The organism is Allostreptomyces psammosilenae (assembly GCF_013407765.1).
In the GTDB taxonomy this organism is placed as follows: Bacteria; Actinomycetota; Actinomycetes; order Streptomycetales; family Streptomycetaceae; genus Allostreptomyces; species Allostreptomyces psammosilenae.
Genome location: NZ_JACBZD010000001.1, coordinates 3,067,628 through 3,081,836, shown reverse-complemented (window position 1 = coordinate 3,081,836; position 14,209 = coordinate 3,067,628). Strand labels below are relative to the sequence as shown.

The following is a 14,209-nucleotide window of genomic DNA, read 5'->3' as shown; positions in this document are numbered from 1 at the left end:
GACGAGATCTGACGCGTAGCTGTCCGCGAGGGGATGGACCATGGCTCGCTTGAAGAAGCCAGACTTGCCTTCTGGCCCGTTAAGGGATTTGAACGCTGCTTTGCACGACTTGCATCAGCGAGCCGGGCTGCCATCGGTTCGTGAGCTCGAGCGAAGTGTGGGTGCACAGGTGGCCAGCAGGAGCCGCATCCACGACGCTTTCACTAACAGCCGGCTGCCGGCATGGGGACTCCTGCAAGTGCTGGTTCGTGCCCTCGCGCAGGCGGTCCCAGGTGGCGACGTCACCCGGGAGGAGAAGCGTTTTCACACCCTATGGTTTGCAGCGTCGGACGCGCCCCGGCATGACGAACCTGACGACCAAGGCACGGATCTCCAGCCAGGTCGCAGCGCAGGCGCCATCCTCGCGATGAGAGTGGAGTGGGCGCGACGGGCCTGGGTTGGCGTTGAACCCCGCCGATACCTCCGCCAGTACGTGACCGACGCTGTAGAGGACACCGGGTACCGAGGGGCTCTGGTGTATCGGCATGACGGTAGTGCAGGCACCACGGTAGCCCTTGTACCGAGCCGGGAACATCCATCCCTGACAGCAGCGACGTTCTTGGCCACCCTGGATTTCGAGCATCGTGGCCGCGCCGAGGAACTGCGCTTCATGGCCCACCTTGCGCTTGCCTCAGGGGGGTCGCCACGTGGCTTGCCGGAGTTGGAGCAAGTCATCACAGACCTTGAGTTCTTCTGCTCATCGCCCATTCTGGAGTCGTACTGGCCCAAGGCGGAGGTGTCGATGTACCTGCGCGAGCATCCGGTGTCTGCCATCGTGCACGGCATAGACGTGCGTGGAACCGCTGACTTTTGGGGTGGCTGGTCGCGAAGGCAGGTAGTTCTCCCGTCCCGTCCAGGAGCGGAGGAGTTCTGGTGTCGGGAACATGCGGACACGCCCTTCTAAGGGCTCACCCTTTCCTCAGGCGCAGATGAGGATGCCGCCCAGGCAAGTGATGGTGAAGCAGCCGTTGGTCCGGATGTGCTCGTCGAGGATCTCGCGGGCGCGCTGGATTGTGGCGTCGAAGGGGACGCCGGCTTGGGCGGCCCAGGCCCGGTAGGAGGCCAGGTGGGCGATGACAGGTTCCGGGTCGGTCACCGTGATGGTGCCCGGTAGGGGCAGCACGCGCACCGAGGCGAAGTGGTCGGCCAGAAGAACTTGGGCGTCTTCCAGGCGGAAGCGGGAGCTCAGGGTGACCCGGGAGGGTCCTTCGGGCACGCCGAGGACGTCGCCCGAGGCCCGCCGCCACAACTGATCAAGTTCCCGCTTGTCGGTCCCGCTGTTGGTGGACACCACCACGAGCCCTCCGGGTGCCACGACCCGGCGGAGTTCGGCCACAGCGGCAGGGATGTCACGGGCGTGGTACAGCATGTGCAGGGCCAGAGCGGCGCCGAGCCGACCATCCGAGAACGGCAGATGCTCGACGTCGGCCACCGCGACGGGCACGGGCACGCCGCTCAGGATGCCCGCGGAGAGGTCGACGCCGATCAGCGTGAGGTCGGGCCGAGCCTGCGCCAGGCGCCGCAGCACGGCCCCGCTGCCGCAGCCGACGTCGGCCACGGCCCCACGCACCCCGGTGAGCGCCTCGGCGACGATGCCCGGGAGGTCGTGGCGGGGCGTCTGCCAGTCGTACAGGGAACGGCGGGCGGCCAGGCCGCTCCCGTCCCGATAGGCGGCTCCGGTCAGAACCGCGGGGTCGGTCGTGGCTGATGGCTCGGCGGAGTGCGTCACGACGTCAGCTCCGCGTGGGCGGAGGGCTGGGGCAGGGCCGGGCGGCTGCGGCAGAAGTCGAGGATTTCACTACGTACCGTGCGGGCCACAGGACTGCCGGAACGCGCCGGCGGGGACAAGCTCTCGGCGAGGCCGTGCATGCGCCTGAGAATACTGGCGGTCCTGCGCTCGACCGGGGCCCCGAGCACCACCTCGGCCATCACCCGTGTGGCGTCGAGGTCACCAACTGCCAGATGCGCGCCGGCCAGGTCCACGTGCGCCGCGAGCAGGTCCCCAGATGACCGGTCGGCGTCCGGCGCGGTCCGGTACAGCTCGACCGCGCGGGTGGAAGCGTCGATCGCGGCACCGAGGTGCGCGCCCCCGATGGTGAGAAGAGTGGTGCCGGCGTAGGCCCACTGCTTGGCCTCGGGGAACTCGAACACCCCGCCGCCGGACTGCTCGCCTCCGCCGAGCAGATGGCGGGCTTCCTGGGAGACGCGCAACGCCGCGAGCGCGCCTTCGGCGTCCCCTACGCGGGCGCAGGCCCGTGCTTCGAGACTCGCCAGCCGTGTGGTTGCGGAAGGGCTGCCGGCATTCGCTCGTCCCGCCCTGGCGAGGCTCACCGCCTCGGTTGGCCGGCCGTCCCAGTAGGCGATCAAGGACTCTACCGAACGGATCCAACCGACCAGTTCTTTACTTCCCGCCAGCTCGGCGCACTGGCGCGCGGTACGGGCCTGCGTGGTGGCCGAGGAGTAGTCCCCCAGGTCCAGGCACACGTGCGCGGACAGGCCGCACAGTCGCGCGGCGGCCAGAAACAGGTGGCTGGTCTGTCCGGGGCGCTGACGGCCCTCCAACAGGCGAAACACATCCGCTCGCAACGAGCGAATCTCTTCGAACAACGTGGTCACGGGTTGGCTCACATAGGTGCGGGCGAGCCGATCAACGTCCGCGTCCAACTGTTCGAGTGCCACGTCGCTCACGTTGGTCGCGGCCATGGCCAGGGCGAAGCGGGCGGACTGGCGGGCATCCGTGGCGAGGAGGGACTCCGGGGCCGACGGTGCTCCCTCAGGGTCTGTTCGGCGGGAGTCGCTGGCCTGGGGGACGGGTTCCGCGCTGGATGAGTCCGGCCGAGCGAGCAGTTCCTGGACGGTCCAGGGCGGGAACATCGCCTCCAGGACCTTGCCGGCCTTGGGGTAGGGCCGCGACTTCACCCTGCCGTGGTACCAGTTCTTGAACTGCTTCTCACTGAGGGCCAGCTCCTCCCCCAGCACGCTTCGACTGGTACCGCGGTACTCGATGGCGAAGCGGTGGTACCACCACCCACGCGATGTGAGTTCCACGGCCAGCCGCGTCGGCGGCTCACCTCGTCCTTCAGATGGCTGCGGCACGATCGCCCCCTGCTCTCGTCACCAGACGCGGCTCACCCTGGGCACACGGTGACGATACGCAGACGGAACGCTTCGCGCAGTAAAACTGCGGCTTCCAGGGCCTGCTCCGTCCGGATCTCCCCTCGCGTTACCCCTCCCGCTTCCGCACTGCCCCAAGCAGTGGCCTGCCGAGTTCCGACGAAAACCCGAATGCTCGGACCCACAGCCGGCTGACGTGGCGCAGCCAGTGCGCACCCGGGCGTGGAAGGAGGGAGAGAGCGTGACGGATCAGTCTCTGGGCCCCTGCGGGATGCGGACGCTGAGTGCCCCGGTGCCGGGTCGGTGTCTCATGAGTCGCAGGACGTTCTCCCGGACGGGAGACCACGCCTCTCAGGTCCGTGCGTACGTCATCCACGAGCTGGGCGAATCGGGCTTCCGCGCCGTCGCCGACGATGCCGCGTTGCTCGCCGGAGAGCTGGCCAGCAACGTGGTCAGGCATGCTCACGTCGAGGAGTACGAGGTCGCCGTCGCGGTGGACGCGCGGTGCCTGCGTATCTCCGTGTATGACCGGGATCCTCGCCTTCCGGTGGTGCGGCACCCCGGGCCCGACGACGAGTCGGGACGGGGTCTGCTGTTGGTCAGCGCACTCGCTGAGGAGTGGGGAGTGACTGCCCGCAACGGAGGGAAGGAGGTCTGGTTCTCCTTCTCGCGCCCCTCCCGGTCGCACGATGAGTCCCGTCGGACCGCCTCCCGGTCTCCGAACGGGCACCACCTTCCTGACGCGGGCGGGCTGGATGCCGTACCCGCTCCACGGTCGCCGGGTGCATCGGAGGTCGCTGACGGGGTTCAGCGCCTGATGGAGGGTTTGGCGGCGGGTTTCGGGCACCAGCCTCGTACCCCCGGAGGGGTTTCCTGGCTACGGGTCCACCACGTACCGGTCCGGCGCCTTGTGACACGCATCGTCCGCGAACTGCTCACACCCGGGGAGAGGGATCCTTCCGCCGTCCAGCGGCCGGACGGCGGCGCCCCGGAGGAGTGGCTCACAGAAGAGGACTCGGGGGCCGCTGAGTACCAGTTCCCCACCGTGACTGGCACCGGGCTCGCCTACCTGCTCGGTGCTGCAGAGATGGGACCAACCCAGGCCGACTTCTCCGTGTCCGCGCATGAACCGGAGGCACTCCACGCGGTGGGGCAGTGGCTCACGTCACTGGCGGAACCGAGGAACGGCACAAGCCAGGCCGTGTTGGCGCTGTCCTGGTCATCCCGGCACGTGGAAACGCTGCGGCCGGTGCTGGACGTCCTCGCATGCCGGGGAGTGTCGTCCCTCGTCCTCGACGCCTCCACCACCGCATCACAGCGTTTCCACGCCGTCGGGAGCGCGATCACGGTCCGCTCTATGCCCGATTCCGCGCTCACCGTCGGCGGCGGGCCACACATTCCGGTGGCACGCGGTGTGCCAGCCGCCGGAGTAGTCCGTGTAGGAGCGAACGATGTCCGTCTCGACCGCCTCGCCCACCTGGTCGAACGATTCCTCGCCCGCAGCGCGGGCTGCACGCAGCCGTCGTGGGTCGCCGCCTGCCGGACGGAACGCCTGATCGAGGGCGCGCTGCGGACGGTGGCCCCGAGGGTCCTGCTGGTCTGCAACGACGCTTCCCCCCTCGGCCTCCTCGCGATCGACGCCGCCGCTCGGCGGGGGGTAGAGACGGCGCTCATCCAGCACGGGGCGTGGAAAGCCGAGGCGGGAGCGGGGTCGGCCGTTCGCAGCCGCCACGTCTTCGTGATGGGACCGCGCGACGTGCCCCTGGCCCGAGCCCGGGCCCGGCATCCGGACGTGCAGGTGCATCCCCTCGGACAACCGAGGTACGACGCCCTTCTGCGTGCGACGAGTGCTACCCGCGCGGCGCAGGCGCGGTACCTCGCCACCTCTCTATACGCGGCGACCGGCCGCAACCCGGCACGCATAGCCGTCCTGGCATGCCAGCCCTTCGGGGCCAACCGGACGGCTCTCCAGGTCAGCACCGCCGTGGAGGGCGTCCGACGGGCAGGTGGCGACTGGGGGCTCGTGCTCGCTCCTCATCCCACACAGAGCATGAGCGACGTACGCCGATGGGTGCCTGACGAGCCCAGCGCGCCTCCTGTGGCGGTGATCGACCCGAGCGTGGGCGCGCGCGGTTGCCTGTCCGGCGCACAGGCTCTGCTGACCACCTCCTCCACCTGCGGCATCGAGGCCGTCCTTGTGGACGTCCCCGTTCTGGAACTGGCTCTCCCAGGGACCACCACCCTGCGGCTGGCCGATCTCGGCGCTGCCTCTCGGTGCGCCAACAGCACCGATGTCGCCATCGCCCTGGACGACCTCCATCACCACGGCGCCGCAGCACTGCCCCCAGCCATCAAGAACGCGGTGTGCGCCGGTTCCGGAGACAGCGCCACCGCGGTCGCGGCTGTCCTCCACGACCTCTGCCGCGCCTACGACCGTCCCTGACAGGAGTTGATCAATGACCACCCTGATCGCCGAGACCATCACCGAACTGTTCACCGGCGCAGTGGACATGGCCATCCGCGACGGACAGCGGGTCAGCCCGCGTTCCATGCCCACGCGGGAAGTGCTCGATGTCGAACTGCGCTTGCGGCGGCCCCGCGCTCGGCTTCTGCACCTGCCGCCCGCGCGCGTCCTCAACCCCGCGTACGCCGTCGCCGAGGCTGTCTGGATCCTCTCCGGGTCCGACGAGGCGTGGATCTACCAGTACAACGACCGCCTGCGGCAGTTCGCCGACGACGGCGTCCTGCGCGGTGCCTACGGGCCGAGGATGCGCCGCTGGGGCGGCGGTGTCGACCAGCTCGCCATGGCAGTGGGCCTGCTCCGTCGAGACCCGGACTCCCGGCGTGCGGTGGTCCAGCTGTACGACCCTGCGCGGGACGCGGCCGGGCACAGCGACGTCCCCTGCACCACCGGGTACCGGTTCAACCTGCGTGACGGCCGCCTCCACATGTCGACCTCGATGCGCGCCCAGGACGCCTGGACGGGGTTGCCGTACGACGTCTTCTCCAACACCGTGCTCCACGAACTGGTGGCCGGCTGGCTGGGGGCGGAAGTCGGCGAGTACCGGCACCACGTCGGTTCCCTCCACGTCTACGAGCGCGACCTGCCGGCGGCCGACCGTCTGCTCGACGCCGAACGGCCGATGGCAACGGAGATGGAATCGCTGGCGGTCCCCTGGGACGGCTTCGACGGCCTTCTCGCCGCGGTCCGTGCCGGGAAGCGGACCGGCTATCCGGGATGGGACGCCGTCGGGATGACGATGAGCAGCTACCGGCTGTGGAAGCGCGGGGAGCGCGATGCCGCCCACCGCGCCGCCGAGGAGGTCGACGGCACGCTCGGCCCTGCGCTGCGTGCCTGGTACGAGCACCTGCTCCGGCGTTCCGGCCGGGTGCCCGCCGCGGCCGGAGAGAGGTGAGCACGGTGCCGGTACACAGCGCGCCTTCCGTCGTGCTGGGGCTGTGCGCCCACACTCACGACTCCGCCGCTGCCCTGCTGGTCGACGGGGCGCTCGTCGGGTTCGTCGAGGAGGAGCGGTTGAGCGGGATCAAGCACACCAAGGCATTCCCCGAACTGGCTGTGCGCTGGCTCCTGGACCTGGCCGGCCTGGGGCCCGGCCAGGTCGGAGCCGTCGCCTACAACTTCTCGGCGGCGCACTATCTGCCAGAGGTGCTCGGCGCCACCCGGTTCGCCCTCTCCTCTTCGACCCGCCAGCGTGCGCTGCCCAGGGCCAAGGGCTTCGCGAAGGTGGCCGCGCGTACGGCCTGGCGGACCCACGACCTGCGGAGGCGCTTCCCCGTGTCGGCGGTACGGCCGGTCCTCCACCACCGCGCGCACCAGGCGTACTCCTTCGCCGCCTCGGAACACGAGGAGGCGGCAGTGCTGGTGGTGGACAGCCTCGGCGAGCGCCAGACCACCACGATCGCGCAGGCACGGCGAGATCCGCGCGGCATGCCTGTCCTGCGCCCCCGGCACGCGCTCCGCGACCCGGCCTCCCTGGGATACGTGTACGGCGCTGTCACCGAGCACCTGGGATGGCGCCGCGGTGACGAGGAGGGCACCGTGATGGCGCTCGCAGCCACCGGTGATCCCGCGCGATTCCGCAATCTGTTCGCCCGGGCCCTGCCCCTCGTGGAGCACGGATTCCGTGTCGACCCGGCGTGGTTCCCGCCCCGTGTGCTCGCCTCGGGCCAGCCGCGCGTGACTGCGCGCTTCACAGGAGCCACCTGCGCGCCGCGCTGTCCGGCGGAACCGATCGGCCAGGTGCATCGGGATCTGGCGGCGGCCCTCCAGGAGCGCACCGAGCAGGTCATGCTGCACCTGGCCCGGTCCGCGCGAGCACTGACCGGTGCGCGGCACCTGTGCCTGGGCGGGGGCGTCGCCGCGAACTGCGTCGCCGCCGGGCGGATCGCCGAGTCGGAAATCTTCGAGTCGGTCTTCGTGCCGCCGGCGCCGGGAGACGCCGGGACGGCTATCGGCGCGGCCGTCTCGGTGGCGTCGACATCTCCCCGGTCCGTGCTGTCGGGTGTCCGAGGCGCTTGCTACCTCGGTCCGGACTGGGACGAGCCCGTCCTCGACACCACAGACTGGCCCGGGTTGCGGGTTTCCCGCCCCACTGGGGAACCGGCGGCGTTTCTCGCCGCCGAGCTGGCCGCCGGAGGTGTCGTCGGCCTGTTCCAGGGACGCGTGGAGGCGGGCCCGCGAGCACTGGGAAACCGCTCGATTCTCGCCTCTCCCCTGATTCCAGGCGTCGTGGACCGGCTCAACGCGACGGTGAAGTTCCGAGAGCCCTTCCGCCCCTTCGCGCCGGTCGTCACGGCAGAGCGGGCCGCCGAGTACTTCACCCTCGGCCAGGAAGCCCCGTTCATGTCGTTCGCATCCCACGCGACCGATAGGGCCCGGGCGGAGATTCCAGCCGTCATCCACGCCAACGGAACCGCACGGGTACAGACCGTTACCGCCCGGCAGAATCCCTTCCTCCACGCCGTGCTGGAGGAGTTCGGAGCGCGTACGGGGGTGCCTGTTCTGATCAACACCTCTCTCAACACCAAGGGCAGGCCCATCTGCGGCACTCCGCGGATGGCGCTGGAGTGCCTGGCCGGCAGCGGCCTGGACGCCCTGCTGCTGGAGGGCTGGTGGGTCACGAAATGATCATCGGCTACAGCTTCTGGGGCTTCCTCGGTTCCGGTGTCACCGACACCCCGGACGGCGGACGCAGCCACCGGAGACCGCTCCTGGACGGCCTCCGCGAGCGTGGACACGAGGTCGTGCTCCTCCAAGCCGACCGGGACCGGCGCGAAGCCGGTGACGACCTGGGGGAACGCTACCGGTACGACGCCGGCCTACCCGAGATCGACGTTCTCATGGCGGAGTGGCGCTGGCCCATCCCGGGGCGGAACACCACCCCTTGCGGAAGTCCCGGGCACACCTGCGACCTGCACCGGCAGGACGAGCTGATCCGCCACTACACCCTCCGGCGGCGCACACCCACGATCCTGTGGGACAAGGATCGGCGACTACCGCCCGACGACGCGGTCCGCCGCGATCCGGTGGTCACCGTGTGCGAGGCGGCGCTGGATCCCTCGCCGGGTGCTGAACGCCTGCTGTTCCCTGTGGCCGACGCATGGCTCGACGCCGCCGAAGCAGGCAGGCTGGCAACCAGCTTCCGGCCGCTGACCCTCGCCTACGCCGGGAACCAGTACGACCGCGACCGGGCGTTCGACGAATTCTTCGCACCGGCTGCCAAGCACTACCCGCACGCCGTGGGCGGGAAGTGGACCGACACGGCCCGCTGGCCGCACGTCTGCTTCCTCGGGCGGATTCCGTTCCCGGACGTCGACGACCTGTACCGGCGCTCCCTGGCAACCGTTCTGCTGCTTCCGGACCGGTACGCCGCCGTCGGCCAGATGACGCAGAGGATCTTCGAGGCGGTCCTGGCCGGCTGCCTGCCCCTCACGCCTACCGCCATCCGCCATGCGCACCGGTTCACGCCTCGCCGACTGCACGTCGAGCACGCCACGGACGTCATCTCCCGGTTGGCGTGGCTGCGCGGCATCTCGGGGACGGACGAGCACGCCGAACTACTGGCCGACTGCCTGGGCCACCTGGAGCTGTTCCGGCTGAGCGCACAGCTGGACGTCCTGGAGGACCTGCTGTGTCGAGCCCCGCACACAGTTCCCGGTGCCCGCAGGGAGGTCGTACGGTGACTCCTCTCGCACCCGGTGGCACTCGACCGCCGCGGCACACGGCCGTCAACGAATCAGCCCACAGTGCCGGCGAGGCTAGGGTGGAGAACCATGAAGAGGGTCGCCGTCGTCGGCTGCGGGGGCAGCGGCAAGTCGTATGTCTCGCGTCGCCTGGGGCAGCAGCTGGGCGTCCCGGTGACACACCTGGATTCCGTCTACTTCGACGACTCCTGGCAGCCGTTGCCGATGCCCGAGTTCGAGGCGGTGCAGCGCCGACTGGTTGCCGAGCCCTGCTGGGTCATCGACGGCAACTACAACTCCACCCTGCATGTACGGCTGGCAGCCTGCGACACCGTCGTCATGCTGGATCCGTCCACCATCTCCTGTCTGTGGGGCGCCGTCTCGCGGCAGCTGCGGCACGGTCCTGGACAGCACAAGGAGCGGGGTGTGTACAACCGCGTCTCCTGGGCGGTGCTCCGGTACATCTGGGGCTACCGCAGGAGTATGCGTCCTCGCGTTCTGGCCAAGATCAGGGACCTCGCTCCTGCGCACGCCCAGGTTGTCCGCCTGACCAGCCGCCGGCAGGCGCGCCGCTGGCTGGACCAGCTCCCCGCCCGGTAGCCGTAGCGGCACTTCGACGCCGCGGCACGGCCGGACCGGCCGGAGGGCCGCGGTGAACAGGACTCCAGACGCGCCCAATCCCTTTCTGGACCCCGCCGTCCGTCCGGGCCTGTACGCGGAGGCAGGCAGGCTCACCAGCCGGACCTCAGCGCTCCACCGTGCCAAGTCCGAGGGCCGGCCGGTCGCCGACGCCATCGTGGACCTCGCTCTGCGTCACGCAGCAGTGACCCGCGCGGCCATCGTGCTGGACCTGGGATGTGGGCGGGGCACCACCACACGGGCGCTCGCTGAGCGGTTGCGCCCGGCCCAGCTCCTGGGCGTCGACGCCTCGGCGGCGCTCCTGAGCCGGGCACGCACCCGTACCGGAGCCGCCAACGAGACGACACGCATCTCCTGGCTGTGTGCGGACTTCCACCACCTACCGTTGCCTACGGCATCGTCCGCACTGGCCGTCGCCGCCTTCTGCCTGTACCACTCACCGACTCCGCGAGCGGTGGTGGAGGAGATGGCGCGCTGCCTGGTGCCGGGCGGAACGGCGTTGCTCGTCACGAAGTCGGCCGACAGTTACCGGGAACTCGACCGGCTGGTGGCGGCTGCTGGTCTGGATCCGGACGCGGAGCGGCGGCCGAGCCTCTACACGGCGGCGCACAGCGGGAACCTCACCCAGCTCGCGGAGGGTCCGCTGCGAGTGGTGCACACCGAACACGAGATCCACCGCTTCACCTTCAGCGGCCATGCCCACCTCGCCGAGTACCTGGCCACCACCCCGAAGTACAACGTGCCGGACCACCTGGCGACCGACCCTGTTGCACTCGCCGACAGCCTGAGCATGGCCCTCCCCGATCGTCCCGTGACCACCGTCTCGACGGTCACCTACGTGGTCGCCACCCGGCCGGAGGAGACGACGTGATCCCGCACCGATTCGTCAAGTGCTACCCGACCCCCCGGGCTCGTGCCGCAGCGCAGCACCATCACGACTGGCTTTCCTCCCGAGCCGCCCCCATGACGCTTCCATCACTGCTGTCCTCAGGCTCCCGACACCTGGAGTTCGCCTGGGTTGCCGGCCGCCATGTGATGCCGGCCGATCTCCCACGATTGGCAGCCCATCTGGGGGACGTCCACGGTGCTGCCTGGTCAACGGAGCTGCGTCATGCTTCGCTCGGCGCGCCCCACCGCCTGAACGGCGAGTACGCGATCCGCGATTTCATCACCCCACGGCGCCACGCCATCGAGCAGCGTCACCGCACCGGCTACCTGCCGGACGCCCGGAGGAGGTGGGCGGCCCACACCCTGCTGGAGCGAGTCGAGGACCTCCCGGCCGCCTTCTACAAGGACACCAACCCGCGGAACGTGCTGGTCACCGCGGAAGGAGGTCTCGTCACCCTCGACGTCGACGACCTCACTCTGGCACCGTTCGGCTACGACCTGGCGAAGCTCGTCGTCACCCTCGCCATGACCCACGGCCGCATCCCGCTGGCCGTCATCGTCAACGCGCTGGCCACCTACAACGCCGCAGCCGACGCTCACCATCCGGGACTCGGCGCCGTAGCCCTGCCCTTGTTCCTCGCGTTCGCCGAGCTGCACTCCATCCTGACCGCGCCGTACCTGGGCCGGGGCGGTTACCGAAACCCGTGGGAGTCCGTCCGGCCGGACACTGCCTACCCCCTAGGAGGGGAGCTGTGATCACCGGTGAACTCATCCTCGTGCGCCACGGGGAGGCCCAGTGCAACGCGGACGGCGTGGTCGGCGGCCCCCGGACGTGCACCGGCCTGACCCCGCTCGGGCGCCGGCAGATGGAGATCGCGGCGGCTCGCCTGGCCCAGAGCCACGGAGCGGACCGAAGCATCGACGTGCTGTACGCCGGGCCGCGCAGGCGCCTCCAGGAGAGCGGCGCCATCCTGTCGAGGCACCTGGCGCGCCCATTGATCACCGAGCCCGGGCTGGACGGCCCACACCACGGAGCCGCGGACGGACTCCGCTGGCAGGAGGTGAAGGAGGCGTTCGGGGGCGGCCCGCACGCGCATCCGGACCGTCCATGGGCCGAGGGCGCCGAGAGCTGGAACGGGTACCTCGCTCGGGCGGGCGCCGCACTACGCGCCCTGCTCCACCGCCACCCGGGGCAGCGGGTCTTGTTGTCCGTCCACGGCGAGACCGTATCCGCCGCTCACGCCCTCATGCTGGGCGCTCTTCCCGGACCCGAGGTGGGCCTCGTCGTCGACCACGCCTCGATCACCGTGTGGCAGCACCACCGCAACGCCCTCGGCGCTGACCGATGGCTTCTCGACCGCCACAACGATGCCAGCCACCTGCGGTGCGACCGACCGGGCGGAGGGAAACCGTGCTGACCGCCCTTCCCGAGCCGGTGACCGGCTTCCTCCAGCGCACCCTCGGCCCGCTGGACGAGCTCCCGACCACCATGTTGTCCGACCGGTTGTGGGAGATCTCCGACCGGAGCGGGGAAAGGTACATCCTCAAGCAGCACCGGGCGGACACCCGGTGGCGGGCGGAGCACCACGCGTATGTGACGTGGATCGGATCTGGTCTGGGCGACGCCGCTCCCCGCTTGGTCGGTGCCGAAGCGGACCAACGCCTCCTCCTGCTCACCGCTCTGCCCGGCGTCCGGGCCGAGAGCCTTCCGGCCGGGAGCGGCACGGAACTCCAGGCCCACCGTGCTGCCGGGCGCCTGCTCGCACACCTGCACCGCACGCCCCATTCGGAGCCGCCCGTCAGCGGCGGTGACCGCCTCGCCGGACGCCTCTCCTCCTGGGTCCAGCGCGCCGGTCCTCTGTTGGGCGAGCACCAACGCCACATGCTTCGAGAACACGCCGTACGACTGGCCGGGCTCCAGGTGGAGAACGCCGTGTGCCACCTGGACTACCAGCCCCGCAACTGGATGGTCGACGCGGCTGGACAACTGCGGGTGCTGGACTTCGAGCACACCCGCATCGACGCCCGCGTGCGAGACCTGGCACGCCTTGCGCACCGCCACTGGGTGGACCACCCCCGCCTCCGGGACGCCTTCCTCGACGGATACGGCCGGGCGCTCACGCCTGGCGAGGCCGTGCTCCTGCACCACTTCGGAGCCATCGAAGCCGTCACCGCGATCGTCCGCGGCCACGAGACCGGCAACCGACGCCTCCTCGCCTACGGCGCCCAGGCCCTCACCCGCCTCGCTGCCTCCACCACGGAAGGACACTGAGCACCGCCATGACCGACCCCGGCACGTCCACCGTGACGACGCACCCCGCACGCAGGGTCCTGATCACCGGAGCCGCCGGCTTCATCGGCTCGCACCTCGCCCAGGCCCTGGTGGCCACAGGGGCCATCGTCATCGGCGTCGACCGTCGCGACCCGAGGACCGATCCGATCGCCGCGCGCAACCTCGCGGAGCTTCGTCCCCACCCCACCTTCATCCCGATCACCGCAGACCTGCGCACCTGCGCCGTGGAGCCACTGCTGCTGGACGCAGAGGTCGTCTACCACCTGGCCGGCATCCCAGGCGTTCGCCCCTCCTGGGGCCACGAATTCGTCGACTACGTGTCCGACAACCTCCTCGCCACCCAACGGCTCATGGACGCCGCCGCCCGGCTCGGCGTACCGCGGCTGGTGGTCGCCTCCTCCTCCAGCGTCTACGGGGCGACCGACGGACGCCCGAGCCGGGAGAGCGACCACCCGCGCCCCATGTCGCCCTACGCCGTGACCAAGCTCGCCCAGGAACAGCTCTGCCTCGCGCACGCCTCCCGTCCCGACTGCCCCACCAGCGTGGTCGCCCTGCGGTACTTCACCGTCTACGGCCCCCACCAACGCGCGGACATGTTCATCCACCGGGTCCTCACCGCCGCCCTGGCGGGCACCCCCGTACGCCTCTACGGCGACGGCCACCAGCGGCGAGACTTCACCTACGTCGACGACGTGGTGGCCGCAACCATCGCCGCCGGCCACGCTCCCGCGGAGACGGGAGTCGTCAACGTCGGCGCAGGCACCGGTCACACTCTCCACGACGTGATCACCACCGCCGAACACCTCACCGGCCACCGGGTCCGCACCGAACAGGTCGCCAGCTCCGACGGAGACGTCCCCACCACCCTGGCCGACACGACCAAAGCGGCCGAGATCCTCAACTGGCAGCCCCGAACAGACTTAACCATCGGCATGACCAAGCAGTTCCGTCGCATAACCACCAAAGCGGCCCAACTTGGCCCCTCGTGATGAGAGACGGCGGGCCAACTTACAGGCAGCTCGCGTAGGCGGT

The 14,209-nt window shown here is 70.2% G+C and carries 12 protein-coding genes; 10 read left to right on the top strand and 2 right to left on the bottom strand.

Annotated features, from left to right (window positions below; all coding sequences use genetic code 11):
• Positions 1 to 958: 958 nt before the first annotated feature.
• Entirely contained in the window at positions 959 to 1,768 is an 810-nt protein-coding gene (locus FHU37_RS12555) for a class I SAM-dependent methyltransferase (protein ID WP_179814273.1), read from the bottom strand.
• Complete coding sequence (locus FHU37_RS12550; RefSeq protein WP_512699016.1) at positions 1,765 to 3,087, bottom strand: NsdA family TPR-like regulatory protein; 1,323 nt, start codon at positions 3,085 to 3,087, stop codon at positions 1,765 to 1,767. Before FHU37_RS12550 ends, FHU37_RS12555 begins: the two co-directional genes overlap by 4 nt.
• Before the next feature lie 307 nt (positions 3,088 to 3,394).
• Between FHU37_RS12550 and FHU37_RS12545 the strand changes: the two genes are divergently transcribed.
• From FHU37_RS12545 to FHU37_RS12500, 10 genes are all read left to right on the top strand, one after another.
• On the top strand, positions 3,395 to 5,596 hold the full coding sequence (locus FHU37_RS12545; protein WP_179814271.1) for an ATP-binding protein: 2,202 nt from the start codon (positions 3,395 to 3,397) through the stop codon (positions 5,594 to 5,596).
• A 13-nt stretch (positions 5,597 to 5,609) separates the two neighbouring features.
• A complete protein-coding gene (locus tag FHU37_RS12540; RefSeq protein ID WP_179814270.1) occupies positions 5,610 to 6,569 on the top strand; it encodes a thymidylate synthase in 960 nt (319 codons plus the stop codon).
• A gap of 5 nt (positions 6,570 to 6,574) precedes the next feature.
• Positions 6,575 to 8,302 (top strand): carbamoyltransferase family protein, encoded by a 1,728-nt coding sequence (locus FHU37_RS12535; protein WP_312892578.1) that lies wholly within the window; start codon positions 6,575 to 6,577, stop codon positions 8,300 to 8,302.
• On the top strand, positions 8,287 to 9,357 hold the full coding sequence (locus FHU37_RS12530; RefSeq protein WP_312892577.1) for a glycosyltransferase family protein: 1,071 nt from the start codon (positions 8,287 to 8,289) through the stop codon (positions 9,355 to 9,357). The genes FHU37_RS12535 and FHU37_RS12530 overlap by 16 nt, the downstream gene beginning before the upstream one ends.
• A 90-nt stretch (positions 9,358 to 9,447) precedes the next feature.
• Positions 9,448 to 9,957 carry a P-loop NTPase family protein gene (locus FHU37_RS12525; RefSeq protein ID WP_179814269.1) on the top strand — a complete coding sequence of 170 codons (510 nt, stop codon included), beginning with the start codon at positions 9,448 to 9,450 and terminating at the stop codon, positions 9,955 to 9,957.
• A gap of 52 nt (positions 9,958 to 10,009) precedes the next feature.
• On the top strand, positions 10,010 to 10,867 hold the full coding sequence (locus FHU37_RS12520) for a class I SAM-dependent methyltransferase (protein ID WP_179814268.1): 858 nt from the start codon (positions 10,010 to 10,012) through the stop codon (positions 10,865 to 10,867).
• Positions 10,868 to 11,052: 185 nt separating this feature from the next.
• Positions 11,053 to 11,640 (top strand): phosphotransferase, encoded by a 588-nt coding sequence (locus FHU37_RS28130; RefSeq protein WP_179814267.1) that lies wholly within the window; start codon positions 11,053 to 11,055, stop codon positions 11,638 to 11,640.
• Positions 11,637 to 12,302, top strand: coding sequence for a histidine phosphatase family protein (locus FHU37_RS28125; RefSeq protein ID WP_179814266.1), 666 nt, complete (start codon positions 11,637 to 11,639; stop codon positions 12,300 to 12,302). The genes FHU37_RS28130 and FHU37_RS28125 overlap by 4 nt, the downstream gene beginning before the upstream one ends.
• Positions 12,296 to 13,156: an aminoglycoside phosphotransferase family protein gene (locus FHU37_RS12505; RefSeq protein ID WP_179814265.1), complete on the top strand. Its 861-nt coding sequence runs from the start codon at positions 12,296 to 12,298 to the stop codon at positions 13,154 to 13,156. The genes FHU37_RS28125 and FHU37_RS12505 overlap by 7 nt, the downstream gene beginning before the upstream one ends.
• An 8-nt stretch (positions 13,157 to 13,164) precedes the next feature.
• Positions 13,165 to 14,166: an NAD-dependent epimerase/dehydratase family protein gene (locus FHU37_RS12500; RefSeq protein ID WP_179814264.1), complete on the top strand. Its 1,002-nt coding sequence runs from the start codon at positions 13,165 to 13,167 to the stop codon at positions 14,164 to 14,166.
• Positions 14,167 to 14,209: the final 43 nt, after the last annotated feature.

What these genes read in the sequence shown, in the direction of transcription:
- FHU37_RS12540 (WP_179814270.1), top strand. Translation starts at nt 5,610, where the DNA reads ATGACCACCCTGATCGCCGAGACCATCACCGAACTGTTCACCGGCGCA.
- FHU37_RS12525 (WP_179814269.1), top strand. Translation starts at nt 9,448, where the DNA reads ATGAAGAGGGTCGCCGTCGTCGGCTGCGGGGGCAGCGGCAAGTCGTAT.
- FHU37_RS12500 (WP_179814264.1), top strand. Translation starts at nt 13,165, where the DNA reads ATGACCGACCCCGGCACGTCCACCGTGACGACGCACCCCGCACGCAGG.